The sequence below is a fragment of the Shewanella sp. HN-41 genome, assembly GCF_000217915.1.
Classification (GTDB): Bacteria; Pseudomonadota; Gammaproteobacteria; order Enterobacterales; family Shewanellaceae; genus Shewanella.
Map to the genome: position 1 here is coordinate 50,909 of NZ_AFOZ01000019.1, position 21,130 is coordinate 72,038.

The following is a 21,130-nucleotide window of genomic DNA, read 5'->3' on the forward strand; positions in this document are numbered from 1 at the left end:
TTTTTGAGTTTATTTCCATTGTTTTTCTTGTATTACTCAGTGTGTTACATCATCTGCATTTGCTCCAACTACAGCAAATATGAATATCAGCCCTCGGTTCGGCTGCAATAGGGTTTAAGAGCGATTATGAAATTTATCCACACCTCGGACTGGCACATAGGTCGTCAGTTACACAATCAGCCATTATTGGATGATCAGGCCTTTGTGCTCGACCAAATTGTGGCTTTGGCAACGGAACATAGCGTCGATGCCGTGATTGTGGCGGGGGATATTTATGATAGGTCGATCCCCCCTGCCAATGCCGTGGCACTATTAGATGATGTGCTCAATCGGCTAGTTCAGGATCTGGGTGTGCAAGTGATTATGATTGCTGGTAACCATGATGGCCACGAGCGTTTAGGGTTCGCGGCAAAACAAATGTCGGCAAGTGGCTTACATATTGTTGGGCCGCTTAGCGCAGCGCTTTTACCTATTCGGCTAGAAAGTCCAACGGGTGCCACCTATTTTTATCCTTTACCCTACGTTGAACCTGCCACAGTGCGGCAGGTCTTTGACTGTGAGGCGGCAAGCCATGAGGCCGCAATGGCGGTATTACTTGAGCAAGTGCGTCAGCACGATAGTCAAGGCTTACCGAAAGTAGTGATCAGCCATTGTTTTTTGGATGGTGGCAGTGAGTCGGAATCAGAGCGACCATTGAGTATTGGTGGCGCCGACAAAATATCGCCAGCGCTATTCACTGAGTTTGATTATGTTGCCCTTGGGCATTTGCACGGGCCGCAATACAAGGGCGCCGAGCATGTGCGCTACTCAGGATCGATTTTGAAGTATTCCTTTAGTGAACAAGATCAACACAAGTCGGTGACCTTAGTCGAACTAGGCGCTCAAACGCCGATTGATATCCGTTTATTACCGTTAACCTCAATGCGTGATGTGCGCATCTTAGAAGGGGAGTTAGACACCTTACTCGCCCAAGGAAAAACGGATGCCAAGCGTGAGGATTACCTTATGGTCAGGCTCCTCGATAAGCACGCTATTTTGGATGCTATGGGTAAACTCAGGGCCGTTTATCCCAATGTACTGCATTTAGAGCGCACAGGGCTGATGGCGGGGCAACAGCAAGTCGCCTTGAGTCGGGATCATATCAAGAAAGGCGAGATGGACATGTTTTGTGACTTTTTCTCCCAGGTGTCTGGCGAGTCATTAACGCCAGCTCAGCAAGCCGTGATGGATGATCTTTTGACTAAGCTACACAATGAGGAGCGCCAGGCATGAGACCACTTAGCCTTTCAATGTCAGCTTTTGGTCCTTTCGCCACGACTCAGACGATTGATTTCACTGCATTAGGTAATAATCCGTTATTTCTCATCAATGGCCCAACGGGCGCGGGTAAGACGACCTTGCTCGATGGCATTTGTTTTGCGCTCTATGGCAAAACTACGGGCAACGAGCGTGAAGGCAGTCAGATGCGTTGCGATATGGCCGACAATAGCCTACTTACAGAAGTCACTTTCAGTTTTCAATTGGGCAATGACAGTTATCGTATTCGCCGTGTGCCGGAACAGGATAGAGTTAAGAAAAACGGTGATGGCTCGACGGTGCAAAAGAGCGAAGCACAGCTCTATAAAATTGACGCCGATGGCAATGAAAGCTTACTGGTCGCCAGTAAAGTGTCCGAGGCCACCGCTGAGATTGAAGCCTTAACCGGGCTCGATGTGGAGCAGTTTCGCCAAGTGATGGTATTGCCTCAGGGTAAGTTTCGCGAATTGTTAATGGCGGACTCTAAGGCGCGCGAACTGATATTTAGTCAGTTATTTCAAACGCATATTTACCGACGGATTGAAGATACCTTAAAAAATAAGGCTGCAGATATTAGCGCCTTAGTGAAAGATCAACGCAGTCGCCGCGATGGTATTTTACAAAGTGCGGGCCTAGCATCCGATGATGAGCTTAGCAGTGAACTCGCCAAACTTACGCCTGAACTTGCGCTCGCCCAAAGTGTCAAGGAGCAGGCATCACAGCAGCAACAATTAGTGGTTAAAGCCAGCGATGCCGCCCAGCATCTACTCGCTGAATTTGCGCAGTTTGATACCTTAACTCAAACGACTGCAGCGCTCGAGGCGCAGCAAGAAAGCATCGCCGCGCAAACCCATAAGCTGAATTTAGCCAAGCAAGCACAGCGCTTAGCTCCTATGGTTGACGTGTTCTTCGCCCGAGAGCAAGAAGCAAAGGCCGCCAATCTCGCCTTTAGCAATGCGCAAACGGCACTGACTCAGGCCAAGCAAGCCTTTGATAATGCCGAGCTCAAAGCGCAAGACTTGCCCGTATTGGAAGCGTCGTTACTCGAGCAGGAACAAGCCAAACAGCAACTGAATGCGCTGGGGCCGCAGCTTAGGGAACTGGATAGACTCAACAAGACCCTCGAGCAAGAGCAAGCGCAGTTAGTTAAAGCTAAAACACAGCTTCAGATCAGTAAAAATGAGTTAACCGCCGCAACCCAAAAACGCCGTGAACTGGAATCGGCTTTGCCACAACTGCAGGCCAACAGCGACACTCGCCTCTCATTGCAACAGGCGCACCAGCAGCAACAGCAGTTATTGTCGACTTATCAGCAATGGCAACAAGTGGCTGCAAGGGTATCATCGACAGCGGCAAAACTTGCTGAGGCGAAAGCGCAAGGGCAACAACTCAATGCCCGACATCAGCAAGTACAGGTTGCGCATAAAGCCCTATTAATGACTTGGCACCAAGGACAGGCAGCCATTTTAGCGCGGCAATTACAGCAAGATGAACCTTGCCCCGTCTGTGGCAGCCAAACCCATCCTCAGCCAGCACAGAGCCAAGAGTCGCTTCCAAGTGATGAAGCGCTACAAATAGCCCAAGACGCTGAAACAACGGCCCAAGAAATCCTGAGCAAAGCCAGAGCGGAGTACCGTGGATTACAGACACAGTTAGAGACCCTGCAGCAGCAAGTGAAGGAGCTCGCTGCTCAACTAGGTACTGCGGTTGATATTTCTCTAGATGAACATGCATCTACCTTGTCGCAATATGCTTTCTCACTCACGCAAGCCGAGCAAGCACATCAACATTTGCAACAGTTACAGCAAGAGATTGTATTGTTGCACGCACAGGAAACGCATCTGCAACAAAAACTAGAGCAAGGGCAAACACACGACAGTGCGTTGCAATCTAGAGTGGATTTATTGCAGGGGCAGTTAGCGCAAATGCAGCAAAGTGTCCCCTCTACGCTTACAACGCTTGAGGCATTAACTGCAGCGATAGCGCAAAATCAGCAAACTATTAGCCAAATAAAACAACAGATTGCTGACGTGAGGGCACTTCAGCAACAAACTGGACAAACCTTTGTAGCAGCTAAAGCGGCGCTCAATGGCGCCGAAAATGCCGCTGAGGCGGCATTAGCCCAGCAAACGCGAGCGTTGCAGCAACTTAACCAGCAGTTAGTCGCAGCGGGGTTTGCTGATCAACAGGCCTTATTTGAGGCCATGTTGGATGAAGAGCGACTGCATGCATTAGCCCGCGAGATTGAGGCTTATCAACAGCACAGAGCTTTGACTATGGCCCAGTGCGAGCAGTTAGCGCTCAAGCTTAAAGATAAAGTGCCACCCGATAGCATTAAGCTCGCTGCCGAGCTTGAGTCTGCGCAGCAGGCATTACAAGCGGCAGAGCAGATATGGCAACACCTTCATACTCGCACAGTATTGCTGATGCAAACCCAAACCCAGCTGAGTATTGCAGATACGAAAGCTAAGGCTTTAGAGGATGAATATGCGGTTATCGGCACGCTTGCCGATGTGGCGAATGGGAAAACAGGCAATAAGATCAGTCTGCAGCGTTTTGTGTTAAGCGTACTGCTCGACGATGTGTTACTCGAAGCGAGCCATAGGCTACATCTGATGAGCAAGGGGCGATATCGCTTACTGCGTAAGGAAGATAGGGCAAAGGGCAACAAGGCGTCTGGGCTCGAGTTAGAAGTGGAAGATGCCTATACCTCTAAAGTGCGTCCAGTAGCAACCCTAAGCGGCGGCGAAAGTTTTATGGCGGCCTTGTCCATGGCGCTAGGGTTATCCGATGTAGTACAAGCCTATGCTGGGGGGATTAAACTCGACACCCTGTTTATTGATGAAGGTTTTGGTAGTCTTGATCAAGACTCATTAGAGCTGGCTATTCGTACTTTGATGGATCTGCAATCCTCTGGTCGTATGATAGGGCTGATCTCTCACGTTTCAGAGATGAAAGAGCAGATAAATACCCGTATTGATATCTTAAAAACCTCCCATGGGAGTGAAATTGCTATCGTTTTGCCTTAGTCACGGCTTATAGAGGTAAAAAATTTATAACAACATGTTTTTCAATATAAATTTAAGTTCACTTCGGTATTTTAGTATAGGGATATAAGGCATGTAACAGGTTTAAAGTGCAAGCTAGCGCATATTTTTCGTAAATAGTGCAGCAAAAGTGCAAAATAGCGTTTGTCATAATCGATTTTTTGGGATAAGTTGACAAAATTAGGGCTTCCCCAAAAGGGACTGATTCAAAAATATAACGCAATAACGATAACAAAAGGTGAAAGCGTTGCAGACAGGCAAACCCAATTTTATCAATTTTTCGCAAACCCGTTTGCAGAATTTATCGCCAGCTCACAAGAATATTCTTTTAGTGGGTGGTTTATTGATTGGCGCAGCCATGTTAATGCCCAATGCTAATCATGTTGTGCCCACCGCACAGCGTATTCCAGTCGTCCTTGATCTTGACAATATTTTACCTCAGGTTTCTGCCCCCCTTGAGCAAGAGTCTATAATAGACAACACTCCTAATTTCGAGCGTATTATTGCTTCAGGTGATACTTTAAGTAGTTTATTTTCCAAGGCGGGTGTTGATCAACAAACTATGTATAAGGTATTAGAGGCTGACTTAAACGTACTCGCACTCGATACCTTATTACCCGGTAACCGTATGCAGTTTTGGCTTGATAATGAAGGCCAATTACAAAAATTAGAGCTTTATTTTAACGCAGCACGCCAAGTGGTATTTACTCGTTATGAAGACGGGAGTTTTAATGTTGAAGAAGTCAATGTGGAAGGTGTTTGGCAAAATCGCATTGTGACTGGGGATATTAAAGGTTCATTTTACGTATCTGCTCAAAAAATGGGTTTAGCAGCTGCCGATATTCAGCGGATTGAAGATTTACTCAAAGAGAAAGTGAATTTTGCACGGGATCTACGTGTAGGAGATAAATTTTCTGTTTTGGTAAATGATCAATATGTTGAAGGCGAAGCGACGGGTAGTAGCCAAATATTAGGTGTGAGTATTAAAACGGGCCGTTCTGAAATTAGTGCATTTCAACATACCGATGGCAGTTATTATGATGCTAAAGGTCAAAGCTTAGTTCGTGCATTCCAGCGTATTCCATTGGCTAAACAACCTCGAATGAGTTCTCGTTTTAATCCCTATCGCAAGCACCCGATCACTGGTCGTGTTTCACCCCATAATGGTGCTGACTTTTCGGTGCCTATCGGTACTAAGATCATTGCACCAGGTGATGGTGTCGTGAGTTTAGTTACCGATCACCAATTTGCGGGTAAATATATAGTGATAGAACATGGCGGTAAGTATCGCACTCGTTATCTGCATCTTTCTAAGGCTTTGGTACGTAAAGGACAGAGAGTTACCCGCGGTCAAGTGATTGCTTTATCTGGTAATACTGGTCGCTCGACTGGCCCGCATCTACATTATGAGTTCCATGTTAATGGTAAGCCTGTCGATCCTATGAAGGCCGACATTCCGATGGCGAGTCAATTAGCAAATCAAGAGCTGTATAATTTTGCGAATACGGTTAAAAGCCGCCAAGCTTTAATGAATTTAGGTTAATTCATTTATTAAGCCTGTGATTATTTCAAACCGATAATCCGAATTTTAAAAATGCCGATGAAATTTCTTTTCATTGGCATTTTTTATTACTATGTCCTATCACAAAGGCTTAAAATTATCTAAGGGTGTTATAGGCCAATGAATGCAGTATGTATTTTAAAATACAATGCAGCTTGAGTGTTTGGGTTTATATCACTAGAAAGGTTGCATGAGGGACTAATAATAAGATTGAGTACTTAAAATACTTTTTAGTTCAGCCGTAAAACATAGAAACCGTCATAAGTTCTGCAGCACGCTTTTTCAACTCGCTTGACGCTTTTGCATTGCCTTTAAGGCACATTTGCATAATCGTCCTTTTAAAGCCGGACAGCTACCACAGGGTGATTTTTTATAGGGACGTAGGGCAAAACTGCGGCCGATCGGTGAAGGTGATAAACGTTTAATCACGGCCGATGACAGGAAACTTGCATCATTAGCGGCAATAAAATGGGCTTTAGCGAGTTTTAATTGCCTTTTAAGCGTAGGCTTATCGAGATGCTTGATTTGTTGTTTCGCGAGATAGTTGGATAATAATTGACCTAAATATTTGCGCTGATTTTTTTTGCTTTGCAATCGAGTATTTAGATTTAAATTAGCTGAGGTGTTAGACACTGGTGACATGAATTTCATCGAAGCTGATATGCCAGTCGATTTTTCCTGTTGCTTTTGTAGTTTTTTTGCTTGTTTTTTACACCATTTTTCAAGCTTTTTATCAATATTCTGCTTTTTCATACGACCTGACTATTACTGATAAGTCGAATTCATTCTAAATGAAAACTATTATCAGTCAAGTGGTGGGTGATAAAACTGAGACGCAGAGGAGGAAACTGTGATTAAGTCGTGTAAGGTGATGTATTTGCATCTATGCAGGTGAGTAATAAGCGCAAATCAAATTCGAACTGGTGGTAATCGGGCTCCATATAAGTACACAGATTATAGAACGCTTTATTATGATCTTTTTCTTTGAGATGGGCTAATTCATGTACTACGACCATTCGTAGTAAAGGCTCGGGGACGCGTTTTAACCTGGAAGATATACGAATTTCATTCTTAGCTTTAATTTTGTTCCCTTGTACCCGTGATACATAAGAATGTAAGCCAAGTGCATGATGACTCATACTAATTTTGTCATCGAAAATCACTTTGGACAAAGGGGAGGATTGACGCAAGAAGCGATTTTTTATCCCTTGGGTATAGTCATAAAGTGCTTTATCACTACGAATATCATGGAGCTCAGGGTGACGGCGTAGGAGGAGTGCGGGCAAGGTTCCTGCATCTATATGTTGGCGTACCTGTTGCTGAATTTCGGGGCTATAGCCGCTTAAATATTTTAATAGGTGCATAGGAATTTGGCCCCGAATCGCTTCGGAGCCAGTAATCTGAGTATTAGGCTTTACCAAAAATGCGGCGATTTTGCTGTGCGAAAGCCGCCTCAAAGGCACTCTGTTGCACACGCTTAAGATCTAAGCTGTCGAAATCGACTTGGGGCGGGTTGCGTTTATTTTGCTCTTTGATCGTTACTGGGGATAACAAAGTTACTGGTAGGTCACCTAACTGAATGGCGGCTTCTAGTTTAAAACTCGTTGCAGAACCTGCCAGTTTACCTTTTTGTTCACGCTCAATAATCACTATCTCATCGACTTTGTAGTCTTGCATTAATTTATGAAAAGCAAAATGAAAGTCACGGATAGCCTCTGTTGTTGCCGATTGCGAAACACTGAAGGACACCTTACGGCACTCAGGCACATTGAAGGTTTCGCCTTCATAACTTAATAAACTGATAATGGCTTCGCCACCTTTTAACTCAACACCACAAACTCTCATGTTACACCTTCAAAATATCAATAACTGCGCTATTGTGGCTGGAATGAGGCTCAGGGAGCTTACGGCATAGATTCCAGCCGGTTTCAAGTCGATGGTAAAGAGCCTTAGTATTTCGTTACCATCAACACCAATTTAAAAATTAAACTTCTTCAGTTTCATTGTCTTGTAGCAAGGGGGCCGCGGGCTTTTTACGCATAGGCGCATCGCCTACATCGATGCCAGTAATAAAGCGTTTATCACGTGATGGTGCGACTTTAGCTGCTTTAACCTTGACGTTGCCTTTTGCAGGGGTTGCCTTAGGGCTTCGCTTCGCTGGTGACTGTTTGGACTTATCTTTAAGACCGCTAAATTTTGCTTCTAGCCCAGGAATAACACTGATTTCAAATGTTTTTCTGAGAAAAACTTGGACTTTTTTGAAGTTATCCCAATCTTTTGGCCCTACGAGGGATATCGCATCACCTTTAGCCCCAGCACGACCGGTACGGCCAATACGATGAACGTATTCTTCGGCAAACTTTGGCATGTCGAAGTTAATCACTAATGATACGTTGAGCAGATCCAAGCCACGGGATGCCACATCGGTAGTGACTAACACTTGCTGCAGCCCGCGGCCAAATTGATCCATGATCTGATTGCGGGCGGTTTGCTTTAACTCGCCACTGAGCGCTGCTGTTGCAAACCCTTGAGCCGAGAGTTTTGCCGCTAATCGCTCGGTATCAGGACGTGTCGCAGTAAAGATAATGACTTGTTTATGCTGTTCATCTTGCAGTAAACGAGTTAATAGGGCTTCCTTATGATCTAAGTGATCACAGAGGAAAATACGCTGATGAATATCGTTATGCTCACTATGGGCGGCGCCTATGGCCACGTGGGCAGGTTTTTTTAACAAAGTTGCTGCGATATCATTGATTTCACTGTGATCTAACGTTGCCGAGAACATTAAGGTTTGACGGCGTTTATGATCCGCTGCTTCGTTTATAGCCTTAAGTTGCGGTGCAAAACCTAAATCCAGCATTCGGTCGGCTTCATCGAGGATGAGCAGTTCTAGTCCATTGAGGAATAAATGTTTTTGCTCTAAATGATCCGCAATACGGCCCGGCGTAGCAACGATAAAGTGGGGTTCTTTAGCGAGCGCTTTAGCTTGGTCGTTAAAATTTTCCCCACCCAGAACACTAATTGCTTTGTATTGGGTATTCGCAACGAGTAAACGAAGTTGGCTATAAACCTGATGGGCTAGCTCACGTGTGGGTAATAAAATCAACACTCTAGGATCGCGTTTGGTCAGTGCACGGGTAGATATGACTCTTTGCAATGCTGGCAGCAAAAACGCAAGGGTTTTACCCGAGCCTGTTTTTGATGATGCCATTAAATCTTTACCTGCCAATGCGATAGGCAGTGCTTGTTCCTGGATGGCGGTGGGGGCAGTGATCCCCATATGCTGTAAGCTTTGTAACAGGCGCTGGTCCAGAGAAAAATCGGTAAATTGCAAAGGTATATCCCCTAAATCTTAGTAAGGGCAGATTATAGCCTTAAACGGCTGTTCTCAGCTATCCACATCGATAATTATCTCAGTAGTAATGCTAAGTTGCTGTCAAAAATAGGACAGATACTGTTCTGTTTCAGCATTTACAGCGATGTGACAAACACTTAATCCTATCTATTTTACTCACTATGGTCGAAATGTTGGGATTTTAGGTTATTCTGTGACCGAGTCTATTGAGGAGAGCATTTTATGGTCAAGGGAGCAGCACCGACTATTGGTATCGCCTTAGGTAGTGGTGCGGCAAAGGGGTGGGCACATATTGGGGTGTTAAATGGATTGGCGGCGATGGGCATTAAGCCCGATAAAGTGGCGGGTTGTTCCGTTGGCGCTTTAGTCGGGGCGGCCTATGCCCATGATCATTTGCCTGAACTCGAAGAGTGGGTGCGTAGTTTTTCGAGCTGGGATGTTCTTGGTTTAATGGACATTCGCTGGCGTAAGGGAGGACTGATTGGCGGCGAGAAAGTGTTTGATGTGTTGCAGTCTCGCATCGGAGACGTGTTGATCGAGCAACTTAATCGGCCTTTTGCGGCAGTCGCTACGGATTTATATTCGGGTCAAGAGATTTGGTTCCGCCACGGCGATTTGCGTCAAGCTGTCAGGGCTTCTTGTTCTATGCCGGGGATTTTAGCGCCAGTCCGTCAAGGGGAGCGCTGGTTAGTTGATGGCGCAGTGGTGAACCCTGTTCCAGTGTCCGTTAGCCGTGCTATGGGAGTGGATATCGTTATCGCTGTCGATTTAAACGGATATCATTCTGGGCGATTGCAAGTATTGCCTGTCAATATGACCAGCCAAAAAGTGACGGAAGAATCCGAATTATCCCCTAGACAAGAAACGGGCTTTATGGATTTGTTTGCCCGTGGCCGAGATTATGTCAGCAGTTTGACCGATAAATTTTCCCTAGGGACTAAGTCTAATCCAGGCATGATCGCCGTGATGTCACAGTCTATGGGGATTTTAGAGCAGAGACATAAACGGGCGCGCTTGATGGGCGATCCGCCAGATATTTGTATTGTGCCTGAGGTCGGCAATATCGGCACTATGGAGTTTCACCGTGCCGATGAGGCGATTGCCGCTGGCGAAGCTGCTGTGGAGAAGGTGGCTCACTTGATTGAAGCTGCGCTGTGGAAGGGCTAATTCGTTAAAGGTTAAAAGATAAACAGCTGACTATCAAATAGAAAAAATCGGTACAACTCGCGTTATACCGACTTTTTGCTCTCCAAAACTGAGCGTTTATGTCGCTTTGATGGCGAGTTACGCTAATTTCACCAACATTTTACCGCGATTCTTACCTTCAAACAGACCGATAAAGGCATCCGGTGCTTGTTCAAGCCCTTGATAAATAGTTTGTTCAGCTTTGACTTTACCTTCAGCTAACCATTGAGCCATTTTCACGGCAAACTCAGGATAATGCGCCCAATGTTCGGATACGATAAAACCTTCTAGCTTAAGTTTACGCATCACTATCAGGGCCAAGTTGTCTGGACCAGGTGTTGGCGCTGTGTCGTTGTACTGCGAAATCATACCGCAAACGGCGATACGACCATGATCTTTCATATTACTCAGTGCTGCGGCTAAGTGCTCGCCACCGACGTTTTCAAAATAGACATCAATCCCTTCTGGCGCGGCTTTTGTGAGCGCTTGGGTAAGATTGCCACAGGTTTTGTAGTTGATGATGGCATCGACACCATAGCTTTGCAGTAATTCCGCTTTTTCGTCTGAACCCACAGAGGCGATTACACGAGCCCCCATCAGTTTACCAATCTGGCAAGCAACACTGCCGACGGCGCCTGATGCAGCAGAGACAAATAGGGTTTCACCTGCTTTTAAATCTGTGATACGAGTCAGTCCCGTCCACGCTGTCATGCCCGGCATACCAAGCACGCCGAGGAAATGTGAACTGTCTAATTCGGTTTGCGGCAGAGCGGTCAGTCCTGCCGTGTCAGTGACAGCGTGTTCGCGCCAACCTAACATGCTGCTGACTTTAGTGCCTACAGGAAAATCGCTGTTTTTAGACGCAATAACTTCACCAATCGCGCCGCCTTCTAGGGCTTGATTCAAGGCGAAGGGTGGAACATAACTCTTACGATCTACCATGCGGCCACGCATATAAGGGTCGACCGACATCCACAGGTTTTTAATCAACACTTGCCCATCGGAGAGCGGTGCTAAGGATTGATTTACTAAAGTAAAGTTTTCAGCCGTAGGCATGCCTTCAGGGCGACGGGCTAAATGGATTTCACGGGTTTCGGTAATAGTGCTATTCATAAAAATTTAACCTTTTGTTTGTGCGCAAACTAACTGCGTCAACTGTACGTGGCTTCATGACATAATGCAAATACTTTGCGCGCAAACTAGATGCGATGGGGCGGATCGGATAAGATAGCGCTATGTTTGAATGACAGGCGCTTATACGTGCAAAATTGTTTATCTCACTTAGAGCTTGGATCTACAGATCAGAGTCAAAATCCAGAGCTACAAAACCCAGCGCCAAGTGATGCACTGTGTTTATCAGATAATGTGTGCTTCGCGTTATATTCTGCGAGCAATGCCTTAGTGCGCGCTTATCGGCCTTTACTCGAGGCATACGAGTTAACTTTCCCTCAATATCTGGTGATGCAAACCCTGTGGCGTCAAAATGGCTGTAGCCAAACCCAGCTATCGGCGGCGACTAAGCTGGATATGGGGACGCTAACGCCTATCGTTAAGCGGTTAGAGGTAAAAGGGTTGATCACGCGTTTGGCCTGCGTTGAAGATGAGCGGAAAAAATTGATCACTCTGACCACTCGGGGAGAGGCGATTAAGCATGAAGCCCTAGCCTTGAAGCAAGCCTTGCTGAATAAAGTGCAGATGGATGCCGAGGCACTCGATTTATTGAGGCGGCAATGTCTTGCCCTTATTGAAGATTTACAGTCCTAGGGATAAAGTTGCTGATGTTGTTCGCTACCCATGAATTCAAGGCCTGCACAGATTAATACTTGATTGGCTTAGTTTTTGCTTTAAAACGTTACGCAGTTTTAGACGCCGAATATTTGACATGAGTTCTATTTTAAATACCTCAAATCTTAATCACAGCAACACCAGCATTGCCGATGCCTATGGCGTCAATAGCCAGAAAGCGAGCACGGCCAAGACGGACCAAAGTGCCGAAAAGTCGCAATCCCGGACAAGCACGACTCAGACAGAATCGACGGGGGGCGATGCGATTGCACTGTCATCACGGGCGCAGCGAGCACAAAAAATCCAAGCGATGTCGAAGGATTTTTTTGCTAACGGTCAATTCAGTGTCGCGGATATTCCTGCGTTAGTTTCTCGTTTACAGAAAGACGGTATTCTATCGGAGAAACAAGTCGAACGTTTATCGCAAAATGGGATTAACTCACTCAGTTCCGATACGACGGGCGCGCAATCCCTGCAGAATTTTTTAGATGATGAGCTTAAGTCCCTTACAGAAACCTCTCCTAACAGCTCATTGATCAACACCTTAGTCGATGCTAAGAATGTGCTAACGAATATGGATGATGCCCAGTCCCCCCTTTTAGCCCAAAAAGCGGCCAAAGTGTTTGGGCAATTAACGGATTATTTAAACTCAAACCCTCCCATGACTGACACGCAAAAGCAGCAATGGCAGGGACTGAAATCAACGATGCAAGTGGCCTCGTCTATGGGATCACAGCAGTCGGCCCTTGGGCAGTTGAGTAGCTACTTAGCCTTGGCAAAGCGTTAACTGGCCCGCAGTTATTCCTCCGAGTGGGAGGGTGCCACCTCAAGATTTTTGAGTACGACTATCCTGCTTTTTTAAGTACGACTATCCTGCTTTTTCACTCAGGTCAAGGCCCTACTTTCAGATCATAGGGCTTTGCTGCAGTTCTTCTTTGTTCTTTTCTTCCATCTTCTAAATCATGATCTGGATCATGGAAGTTTCAACGCTGATATCGCTTAATGCTCTATATATTGTGTTTATTGATTATTTAATCACTATATATAGTGTTATTTTTAATCGAGATGGAGAGGAACTGAACAATGCCAGTCGTGATTAAGCGGGATGGTTGCCGCACGCCTTTTGATGAGACAAGGATAAGAGATGCGGTTATCGCCGCTGCAAACTCAGTTGGGATAGAGGATGCCGACTATGCTGCCACAGTGGCCGCTTGCGTCAGTCTACGGGTGGCATCTTTATCCGAAGTGGATATTCACCATTTGCAAGATGCCGTTGAAAATCTGCTGATGGAGGGGCCCTATAAGCCATTGGCTAGGGTGTATATTGAGTATCGTCATGATAGGGATATTTGCCGCGAAGCCACCAGTAAACTGAATTTAGAAATTCGTGGTCTGGTTGAGCAGAGCAATGCCGCACTGTTAAATGAAAATGCTAACAAAGACTCGAAAGTCATCCCGACTCAGCGGGATTTACTTGCGGGGATCGTGGCTAAGCACTATGCCAAGAGCCATATTTTGCCAAAGGACGTCGTGGCCGCCCATGAAGCGGGGGAAATCCACTACCATGATTTAGATTATTCGCCATTCTTCCCCATGTTTAACTGCATGCTGATTGATCTGGCTGGCATGCTAACCCACGGTTTTAAAATGGGTAATGCCGAGATAGAAACTCCCAAATCGATCTCAACGGCAACCGCTGTCACCGCACAGATCATCGCCCAAGTCGCCAGCCATATCTATGGTGGTACAACCATCAATCGAATCGATGAAGTGTTAGCGCCCTTCGTGGCAAAGAGCTATGACAAGCATTATCAGGTTGCATTGAACTGGCAGATTAAAGATGCCAAGGCCTTTGCCACGGCGCAAACTGAAAAAGAATGCCACGATGCTTTTCAGTCGCTCGAGTATGAAGTCAATACTTTACACACAGCCAATGGCCAAACGCCCTTTGTCACCTTTGGTTTTGGTTTAGGTACCTCGTGGGAGTCACGTCTTATCCAGCAATCCATGCTCAAAGTGCGAATGGCCGGCTTAGGAAAAAACCGTAAAACAGCGGTCTTCCCAAAACTAGTGTTCGCAATTCGAGATGGTATTAACCATAAGGCGGGCGATTGCAACTACGATGTCAAACAAATGGCCTTGAAGTGTGCGAGCATGCGGATGTATCCCGACATTTTAAACTATGAGCAGGTTGAAAAGGTCACTGGCTCATTCAAAACCCCCATGGGATGCCGCAGCTTCTTAGGCACCTATAAAGAAAATGGGGAGTTGGTTCATGAAGGGCGTAATAACCTTGGAGTGGTGAGCCTTAACCTGCCACGCATTGCCCTAGAGGCCAAGGGGAATGAAGCCGAATTTTACCGCATTCTCGATGACCGTTTGGCCCTTGCTCGCAGGGCTCTGGATACTCGTATTGAACGTTTGAACGGCGTGAAAGCCCGCGTGGCCCCCATTCTTTATATGGAAGGTGCCTGTGGAGTGCGTTTACGTGCCGATGACGACATAGCGCAGATATTCAAAAATGGCCGAGCGTCTATTTCATTAGGCTATATAGGGTTACATGAAACCATTAATGCACTCTATGGCACAGAACACCATGTATTTGATAATACAGATCTGCGTGAAAAAGCCGTAGGGATAGTGGCCCATTTAAAAGCGGCAACAGAGGCGTGGAAAGCCGAGACGGGTTATGGGTTTAGCTTGTACAGCACGCCAAGTGAGAGCCTATGCAGCCGTTTCTGTAAACTCGATGCGAAACAATTTGGTGTCGTCGCTGGCGTCACGGATAAGGGATATTACACCAATAGCTTCCATTTGGATGTCGAAAAGCACGTTAACCCCTTTGATAAGATTGATTTTGAACAACCTTATCCTGCCATCGCCAATGGTGGCTTTATCTGCTATGGCGAGTATCCCAATATGCAGCATAACCTTGAGGCGCTGGAAAATGTCTGGGATTACAGCTATAGCCGCGTGCCTTATTACGGCACGAATACGCCGATAGATGAATGCTATGACTGTGGTTTTACGGGGGAATTTAGCTGTACGAGTAAGGGCTTTACCTGTCCTAAATGTGGTAACCACGAACCGAGCCGAGTGTCGGTGACTCGTCGAGTCTGCGGTTATTTAGGTAGTCCGGATGCAAGGCCATTTAACCACGGTAAGCAAGAAGAAGTGAAACGTAGGATCAAACATTTGTAACATTTTGGAATCATTGCATCTAGTACACTGACCTTGAGGCGCAGCGGGATATTCCTTGCTGCGCCGCATGTTTTAGCCGACATTGGTTCGGGGGGATCATCTGGAACTGACACTATGAATTATCACCAATATTATCCCATCGATGTGGTCAATGGTCCCGGAACACGGGCAACCTTGTTTGTCTCGGGTTGTGAGCACCAATGCCGTGGTTGCTATAATCAAAGCACTTGGGATGTGCGCTCTGGGCATCTATTTGATCGGGCAATGGAAGATAGGATTATTGCCGATCTTAAGGATACACGAATTGTGCGCCGTGGTTTGTCACTCTCAGGTGGAGATCCTTTACTGCCCGCGAATGTAGAGGCCATTCTAGCGCTGGTTAAACGGGTAAAAACAGCATGTCCAGAAAAAGATATCTGGCTGTGGACGGGCTACGTACTTGATGAACTAACAGACTTACAAAAAGCCGTGCTTGAGTATATTGATGTGCTGGTGGATGGAAAATTCGAGCAAAGCTTAGCGGACCCAAGTTTGGCTTTCCGTGGTAGCAGCAATCAGAAAATACGTTTGTTATAAAAGCGGTAACGAGGATCGACAACTTGCTGTTATAATCACAAACCTTGACACAGATACTAGCACTAATAGGCGAAAATGTTACTGTGGCTAACTTAGGTAAATTAAGGTAAAAGAATGAATTTAAAGCAAGAACTGCAGCAGCTAAACGATAAATTAGATAAATTTCGTCGTAAACTTGCTGCGGCAGAGCAACGGGGCGATGACGCTATTATTGCCCAGTTTAAACGTGAAATCGCCGCAGTCACTAAGCAAATTAGCAGTGTGAAGGGCCAGCAGACGCGCCTGTTAAATAAGCAGGGCGACGACATCAAACATTTGCCCTTTCACCGCGCACTGACGAAAGCTGAGCAAGCCGATATGGGCCAACTGAAAAAGTCAGTTAAAGGTTTAGTCGTGGTTCATCCCATGACAGCTTTGGGCCGTGAAATGGGACTGACTGAAGTGACAGGTTACGCTCCAGCAAAGTTTTAACCCGAGTCAAGGTGTACTCGGCGCTGCTGAGTACCAAGGGATTGGCGGCATAGCTTCTAATATCGACGCGGTGTTTGCGGCCCTAAATAGACTAAAAGTTGCTGGGATGCATCATATTGCGATTGAGCACCAGGCTTTTAGTTGAAGTTGATTCAATCACTACAGTATTTCTTGATGGTGTAAAACGCTTTAGAATAGGGTGCTTCATTGGCTAAGTGCCTAATTACGGGTTTGTTTTTATGGATGTTTCCTCGTCTCATGGAATGAGAGTTGTCGTTAAGGTTAAGTCATGTCGATAAAATATGTCGCGACGTCAAAGTTACCCACTCCTTGGGGGGTGTTTGCCATGCATGGTTTTGAGGATACAGAAACAGGCAAAGAGCATGTCGCCCTCACTTTTGGAACTCTCAGTGCGGATGAGCCAGTATTAGGCCGTATCCATTCAGAATGTTTAACCGGTGATGCCCTATTTAGCCTGCGTTGTGACTGTGGTTTTCAGTTACAAACCGCGATGCAAAATATTGCCGAAACAGGCAGCGGTTTTATTCTGTATCTGCGCCAAGAAGGGCGAGGTATTGGTTTATTGAATAAGATCCGAGCCTACGAGTTGCAGGATAAGGGGGCTAATACGGTCGAAGCCAACGAACAGTTAGGCTTCCCAGCGGATATGCGCAAATACGATATGATTAAGCCTATGCTTGAACAGATCGGCGTGAAGCATGTGCGCTTGATGACCAATAATCCTCGTAAAGTCAAAGCGATGAAAGATCTTGGCATTGAAGTTGTTGAGCGAGTGCCATTACAAGTCGGTAAAAATCGCTATAATGAGGCTTATTTAAAAACTAAGTCTACCGAGCTTGGACATATGATGTCTGAACATCATTTTATGGATGAAGATGAGTCGCCCTCAAGCTAAAATGTCTACCTATTAACGGCTGAACATCAGGACTGTTAGAACAAATTGAGCTATCGGCTATCATTTGCGGTTTTATCAGTGCCTACGCTGTGTATCGGCGTTATTGCTTCTCTGGTTGTGTGGGCACAGGATGTTTCTGCCGCCCCCTTCATATCGAGTCCATCGTCGACGGATTCTTTGGCAACTATGGCCACCGATTCCCCCATCGATGGTATGAACAATCCCAATTCCGCTTATGCCTTTGGCAGCTACTTAGGCACAGGGGTTTATCGTGCCGCAGAACAGAATGCGACTGTTGTCAGTATCCCTTTAACCTTTGATTTACAAAAAGATAGAGACAGCCGTACATGGCTGCGTGTTCCTTTATCCTTTGGTTTTTTTGACTATTTAGCAAGGGACCTGACCGAAGGAGAATTACCTTCTTCGGTTGGCACTATGACGGTGACGCCCGGTGTGGAGCATCATTGGCAGGGGAGCGAGAATACCCGCATGGAAGCCTATTTTGACCTCGGGTTCGGTACTAACTTCGATACCAGCGACAATGTGGCTATCTTCGCTTCGGGTGTGAGTAGTTTGTACGATTTTTCGTTTGCGGGTGAAGAGAGCGTTTGGGTGTCTCGCTTACACTTTGCGGGTTACAGTGAGCGGATCGGTACATTAACGGATCAATTTGCGGTGTTGCAAAGTGGTGTCGATATTGGACTATCACCGCGCTGGCAATGGCGGAACATACAGGCTCAGCCGAGGATTTTTGCCATAGGTTATTGGTATTTTAATGAGCTGAACTTTAGCAGTAATACCGATCAAGATACGTTAGTCTCTGGCAGCTATGAAGTGGGCGCAACGCTTGCATTCTCAAAACCTTTGGGTGGCGATTTGCTCGGGGTTGACCGCATCGGGCTCAGTTACCGAACTGGTGATGGGTTAAATATCTGGCGTTTGGTGTTTAGCTTTCCTATTTAGTATTGAGCGTACCTCATCCATACTGTTGCTTCAGTTAAGCTAAGGGTCATTCTTAAGGGACTGTGATTGCACTATCCCGCCGATTCTTGGGCATCGCGCATTTTTTTATCCATTAAGACAGTGATTTGATTACTGAGCAGCATGATCTGCTCTTGGATCAACTTACGTTGCTGCTCTGCGGTCTTAGAGTTATCGCCTTCGAGTTTAGTGAGCATTTCTTGGAGTGCCTTGATTTGCTCTTTTATGCGTTTGATTTGTTCATCGATGAGCGATGTGGGCTCTTCTGTATCGGTACTTTCGGCTTGCTGTTTTTTCTCTGCGCTACTGCTTCTCAATGCCGCGCCCACTTCCGTTGCTAAAGCTGCACGCCCAGCAGTGGATATTGACACACTTGCTTGAGTGTCATCACTTTGAGGATCCGCTGTCGCGGTTGAGGTTGCCGTTTGAGTGGGGGTAATAAAGGCGTTTGAGACGGATTTAAATGCCGTACTATTAGCTGCGATGTTTAATCCATTAATGTTCATCGGATATCCCTTATAGCACTTGATATATAGACCCTATCTATATCGGCGGCGAGCCAAAAAACTAGAGCCGATCTCCCAATATATTGTCGGCAGTTGGCTATCGTTGGGTGGCATTGTTATGGGGCCAGCCCTTTGGTGTATTCTAAAGGGCTGTGTTAGAAAGCGTTAATCCCGTGTTCCCCAAATATGGCTATTGACATTACCATCAGTGGCTGTCGACTCCGTCCCTTTGGTCGGTTCCTTGCTTAGTGCTGTGTTTCTCTGCGTAGAGGAGCTAGGAGCTTTATTTGAAGCAACACTTTTAGTGGGAGTGGCCTTAGTCCTGTGAGGGGATGAAGCACTCGCCTCTGATTTAAGAGGGAGGGGAAGTTTATTGGCTTTTAAGTATAAATATTCTACTTTTTCCCTTGCCCAGTCGGTTTTTCTTAAGAAACGCAGACTCGATTTAATGCTGGGATCATGGGTAAAACAACGGATTTTGATCCGTTCACCCAATTCTTCCCAGCCATAACGCTCGACGAGGTCAGTGATAATGGTTTCTAATTTAATACCATGCAGTGGATTATTGGCTTGAGTCATATTTTGCATATTGCAGTGAACTATGGCGGGATTATAGCAGTTTAGTGGCTGAAGTTAGAGCCTATTTATGGCCATAAAAAAACAGGCACTATTGGAAGTGCCTGTTTGGGAGTATTTATTCAGTCTAAGGTTGTTAGACGTTTATGCTTCATCGGGTAATTCAGCTTCGCTATCGACGTCGCCTTTACCTTTGGTTTTGACAATCAGCAATCCTGTAATCACTAAGGTAGAGACTAGGCCTGCAATGGTCGATAAGGTCATTGGTAGACCCGCACCTAAGGTTGCAGAGTTGAGCAAGAAGGTGATGACGACTGTGGTCATAAACATTGCCGGAATAGTACAAATCCAATGCAGTTTATTATGGCGCAACAGGTAGGCTGAAGCCGTCCATAGCATGAGCACTGCAGTCGCTTGGTTTGCTACACCGAAATAGCGCCAAATCACTCCAAAATCGACTTGTGTCAGCAGGCCACCAATCACAAATAATGGAATAGCCAGTACTAAACGTTTTGGTAAGGCTACCTGTGGTATTTTGAAAAATTCAGCCAAAATCAGACGGGCAGAGCGGAATGCCGTGTCGCCAGAGGTGATTGGCAGGATAATCACACCTAGGATAGCCATAAAGCCACCTACAGCACCTAACAGGCCAGTAGAAGCTTCATATACGACGTTTGCAGGGTTGCCTGACATACCCGCATTTAAACCTTCAACACCACCGAAGTAAGACAATGCAATGGCACACCAAAGCAGCGCAATAATGCCCTCACCAATCATGGCACCGAAGAACACAAAACGGCCATTCGTTTCATTTTCAACACAACGCGCCATTAGCGGTGACTGGGTTGCATGGAAGCCTGAAACAGCACCACAAGCGATGGTGATAAATAATGCAGGCCAAAGTGGCATGTCATTTGGGTTTAAATTCTGTAAGAAATCGCCAGCTTGTACATTGGGTAGTAAGGTATGCTCGCTCGACAGAATAATGGCGAAGGCAAGGCCAAAGGACATAAAGAACAGCAGGGCGCCAAAAAATGGGTAGAGTCGACCGATAATTTTATCGACAGGTACCACAGTTGCGATCAGATAATAAACGAAGATAATGCCCACAAAAATGCTGACATCCCAGCCAGTCAGTTTGCCAAGCAGGCCTGCTGGTGCCGAAATAAACACCACACCCACGAGCAGTAGTAATATGATTGCAAACACATTCATAAAGTGTTTTGCACTCTTACCTAGGTATTTCCCCGCGAGGTTAGGCACAGATTGGCCACCGTTACGAACGGATAACATTCCCGAGAAATAATCGTGAACCGCACCTGCGAAAATACAACCGATCACAATCCACAGCATCGCTGCAGGACCATAGAGAGCACCGAGAATAGGACCAAAGATTGGACCGACACCTGCGATGTTAAGTAATTGGATTAGATAGACTTTGCCCTTAGACATTGGCACGTAGTCGACGCCGTCCGTTTGGCTGTAAGCCGGTGTTTGACGTTTAGCGTTAATGCCGAAGACTTTTTCGACAAAGGCGCCATAGATAAAATAGCCGCCGATCAAAAGACCGACACAGAGTAGGAACCACATCATATTTGTTATCTCCCCATTTGAGTTAAACAGAGTGTAAACAAGTTGTTTACGTAAAACAGGGAGATTTGGTTAAGAGGTCGA

The 21,130-nt window shown here is 46.0% G+C and carries 19 protein-coding genes; 11 read left to right on the top strand and 8 right to left on the bottom strand.

Annotated elements, in window-relative coordinates:
• Positions 1-126: 126 nt before the first annotated feature.
• The 3 genes from SOHN41_RS07450 (at position 127) to SOHN41_RS07460 (ending at position 5,886) form a co-directional block, all read left to right on the top strand.
• Positions 127-1,272, top strand: coding sequence for an exonuclease SbcCD subunit D (locus SOHN41_RS07450; protein WP_007647270.1), 1,146 nt, complete (start codon positions 127-129; stop codon positions 1,270-1,272).
• Positions 1,269-4,325, top strand: coding sequence for an SbcC/MukB-like Walker B domain-containing protein (locus tag SOHN41_RS07455; RefSeq protein ID WP_007647272.1), 3,057 nt, complete (start codon positions 1,269-1,271; stop codon positions 4,323-4,325). Before SOHN41_RS07450 ends, SOHN41_RS07455 begins: the two co-directional genes overlap by 4 nt.
• Before the next feature lie 265 nt (positions 4,326-4,590).
• A complete protein-coding gene (locus SOHN41_RS07460; RefSeq protein ID WP_007647274.1) occupies positions 4,591-5,886 on the top strand; it encodes a peptidoglycan DD-metalloendopeptidase family protein in 1,296 nt (431 codons plus the stop codon).
• A gap of 300 nt (positions 5,887-6,186) precedes the next feature.
• Here SOHN41_RS07460 and SOHN41_RS07465 read toward each other — a convergent pair whose 3' ends face one another.
• From SOHN41_RS07465 to SOHN41_RS07480, 4 genes are all read right to left on the bottom strand, one after another.
• On the bottom strand, positions 6,187-6,657 hold the full coding sequence (locus tag SOHN41_RS07465; RefSeq protein ID WP_007647276.1) for a hypothetical protein: 471 nt from the start codon (positions 6,655-6,657) through the stop codon (positions 6,187-6,189).
• Positions 6,658-6,758: 101 nt separating this feature from the next.
• A complete protein-coding gene (locus SOHN41_RS07470) occupies positions 6,759-7,268 on the bottom strand; it encodes a M48 family metallopeptidase (protein ID WP_007647277.1) in 510 nt (169 codons plus the stop codon).
• Between the two features lie 43 nt (positions 7,269-7,311).
• Complete coding sequence (locus SOHN41_RS07475; RefSeq protein WP_007647279.1) at positions 7,312-7,749, bottom strand: DUF3010 family protein; 438 nt, start codon at positions 7,747-7,749, stop codon at positions 7,312-7,314.
• A gap of 139 nt (positions 7,750-7,888) precedes the next feature.
• Positions 7,889-9,238 (bottom strand): DEAD/DEAH box helicase, encoded by a 1,350-nt coding sequence (locus SOHN41_RS07480; RefSeq protein WP_007647286.1) that lies wholly within the window; start codon positions 9,236-9,238, stop codon positions 7,889-7,891.
• 243 nt (positions 9,239-9,481) lie between these two features.
• Between SOHN41_RS07480 and rssA the strand changes: the two genes are divergently transcribed.
• Complete coding sequence (gene rssA, locus SOHN41_RS07485; RefSeq protein WP_007647288.1) at positions 9,482-10,426, top strand: patatin-like phospholipase RssA; 945 nt, start codon at positions 9,482-9,484, stop codon at positions 10,424-10,426.
• Positions 10,427-10,543: 117 nt separating this feature from the next.
• On the opposite strand, the gene SOHN41_RS07490 is transcribed toward rssA, so the two are convergent.
• Positions 10,544-11,557, bottom strand: coding sequence for an NADP-dependent oxidoreductase (locus SOHN41_RS07490; protein ID WP_007647290.1), 1,014 nt, complete (start codon positions 11,555-11,557; stop codon positions 10,544-10,546).
• Between the two features lie 147 nt (positions 11,558-11,704).
• On the opposite strand from SOHN41_RS07490, the gene SOHN41_RS07495 reads away from it, so the two are divergent.
• From SOHN41_RS07495 to SOHN41_RS07525, 7 genes are all read left to right on the top strand, one after another.
• Positions 11,705-12,208 carry a MarR family winged helix-turn-helix transcriptional regulator gene (locus SOHN41_RS07495; RefSeq protein ID WP_007647292.1) on the top strand — a complete coding sequence of 168 codons (504 nt, stop codon included), beginning with the start codon at positions 11,705-11,707 and terminating at the stop codon, positions 12,206-12,208.
• Positions 12,209-12,326: 118 nt separating this feature from the next.
• Positions 12,327-13,016 (top strand): hypothetical protein, encoded by a 690-nt coding sequence (locus SOHN41_RS07500; RefSeq protein ID WP_007647297.1) that lies wholly within the window; start codon positions 12,327-12,329, stop codon positions 13,014-13,016.
• Positions 13,017-13,312: 296 nt separating this feature from the next.
• Positions 13,313-15,430, top strand: coding sequence for an anaerobic ribonucleoside-triphosphate reductase (nrdD, locus tag SOHN41_RS07505; protein WP_007647298.1), 2,118 nt, complete (start codon positions 13,313-13,315; stop codon positions 15,428-15,430).
• Between the two features lie 114 nt (positions 15,431-15,544).
• The gene (nrdG, locus tag SOHN41_RS07510; protein ID WP_007647299.1) at positions 15,545-16,006 is read left to right on the top strand and encodes an anaerobic ribonucleoside-triphosphate reductase-activating protein; all 462 of its coding nucleotides are present in this window, start codon (positions 15,545-15,547) and stop codon (positions 16,004-16,006) included.
• Between the two features lie 114 nt (positions 16,007-16,120).
• A complete protein-coding gene (locus SOHN41_RS07515) occupies positions 16,121-16,477 on the top strand; it encodes a YibL family ribosome-associated protein (protein WP_007647300.1) in 357 nt (118 codons plus the stop codon).
• A 289-nt stretch (positions 16,478-16,766) separates the two neighbouring features.
• On the top strand, positions 16,767-17,393 hold the full coding sequence (gene ribA, locus SOHN41_RS07520) for a GTP cyclohydrolase II (protein WP_007647301.1): 627 nt from the start codon (positions 16,767-16,769) through the stop codon (positions 17,391-17,393).
• A 186-nt stretch (positions 17,394-17,579) separates the two neighbouring features.
• On the top strand, positions 17,580-18,356 hold the full coding sequence (locus tag SOHN41_RS07525; RefSeq protein WP_007647303.1) for a hypothetical protein: 777 nt from the start codon (positions 17,580-17,582) through the stop codon (positions 18,354-18,356).
• Between the two features lie 71 nt (positions 18,357-18,427).
• Here SOHN41_RS07525 and SOHN41_RS07530 read toward each other — a convergent pair whose 3' ends face one another.
• From SOHN41_RS07530 to SOHN41_RS07540, 3 genes are all read right to left on the bottom strand, one after another.
• Positions 18,428-18,880, bottom strand: coding sequence for a FlxA-like family protein (locus tag SOHN41_RS07530; RefSeq protein WP_007647307.1), 453 nt, complete (start codon positions 18,878-18,880; stop codon positions 18,428-18,430).
• 165 nt (positions 18,881-19,045) lie between these two features.
• Complete coding sequence (locus SOHN41_RS07535; RefSeq protein WP_007647309.1) at positions 19,046-19,468, bottom strand: VF530 family DNA-binding protein; 423 nt, start codon at positions 19,466-19,468, stop codon at positions 19,046-19,048.
• Between the two features lie 132 nt (positions 19,469-19,600).
• On the bottom strand, positions 19,601-21,049 hold the full coding sequence (locus SOHN41_RS07540) for a carbon starvation protein A (RefSeq protein WP_007647315.1): 1,449 nt from the start codon (positions 21,047-21,049) through the stop codon (positions 19,601-19,603).
• Positions 21,050-21,130: the final 81 nt, after the last annotated feature.

Excerpts from the sequence above, each read along its gene's own strand:
- SOHN41_RS07450 (WP_007647270.1), top strand. The coding sequence starts at position 127 with ATGAAATTTATCCACACCTCGGACTGGCACATAGGTCGTCAGTTACAC.
- SOHN41_RS07455 (WP_007647272.1), top strand. The coding sequence starts at position 1,269 with ATGAGACCACTTAGCCTTTCAATGTCAGCTTTTGGTCCTTTCGCCACG.
- SOHN41_RS07465 (WP_007647276.1), bottom strand. The coding sequence starts at position 6,657 with ATGAAAAAGCAGAATATTGATAAAAAGCTTGAAAAATGGTGTAAAAAA.
- SOHN41_RS07470 (WP_007647277.1), bottom strand. The coding sequence starts at position 7,268 with ATGCACCTATTAAAATATTTAAGCGGCTATAGCCCCGAAATTCAGCAA.
- SOHN41_RS07475 (WP_007647279.1), bottom strand. The coding sequence starts at position 7,749 with ATGAGAGTTTGTGGTGTTGAGTTAAAAGGTGGCGAAGCCATTATCAGT.
- rssA (WP_007647288.1), top strand. The coding sequence starts at position 9,482 with ATGGTCAAGGGAGCAGCACCGACTATTGGTATCGCCTTAGGTAGTGGT.
- SOHN41_RS07490 (WP_007647290.1), bottom strand. The coding sequence starts at position 11,557 with ATGAATAGCACTATTACCGAAACCCGTGAAATCCATTTAGCCCGTCGC.
- SOHN41_RS07500 (WP_007647297.1), top strand. The coding sequence starts at position 12,327 with ATGAGTTCTATTTTAAATACCTCAAATCTTAATCACAGCAACACCAGC.
- nrdD (WP_007647298.1), top strand. The coding sequence starts at position 13,313 with ATGCCAGTCGTGATTAAGCGGGATGGTTGCCGCACGCCTTTTGATGAG.
- nrdG (WP_007647299.1), top strand. The coding sequence starts at position 15,545 with ATGAATTATCACCAATATTATCCCATCGATGTGGTCAATGGTCCCGGA.
- SOHN41_RS07515 (WP_007647300.1), top strand. The coding sequence starts at position 16,121 with ATGAATTTAAAGCAAGAACTGCAGCAGCTAAACGATAAATTAGATAAA.
- ribA (WP_007647301.1), top strand. The coding sequence starts at position 16,767 with ATGTCGATAAAATATGTCGCGACGTCAAAGTTACCCACTCCTTGGGGG.
- SOHN41_RS07525 (WP_007647303.1), top strand. The coding sequence starts at position 17,580 with ATGGCCACCGATTCCCCCATCGATGGTATGAACAATCCCAATTCCGCT.
- SOHN41_RS07530 (WP_007647307.1), bottom strand. The coding sequence starts at position 18,880 with ATGAACATTAATGGATTAAACATCGCAGCTAATAGTACGGCATTTAAA.
- SOHN41_RS07535 (WP_007647309.1), bottom strand. The coding sequence starts at position 19,468 with ATGCAAAATATGACTCAAGCCAATAATCCACTGCATGGTATTAAATTA.
- SOHN41_RS07540 (WP_007647315.1), bottom strand. The coding sequence starts at position 21,049 with ATGATGTGGTTCCTACTCTGTGTCGGTCTTTTGATCGGCGGCTATTTT.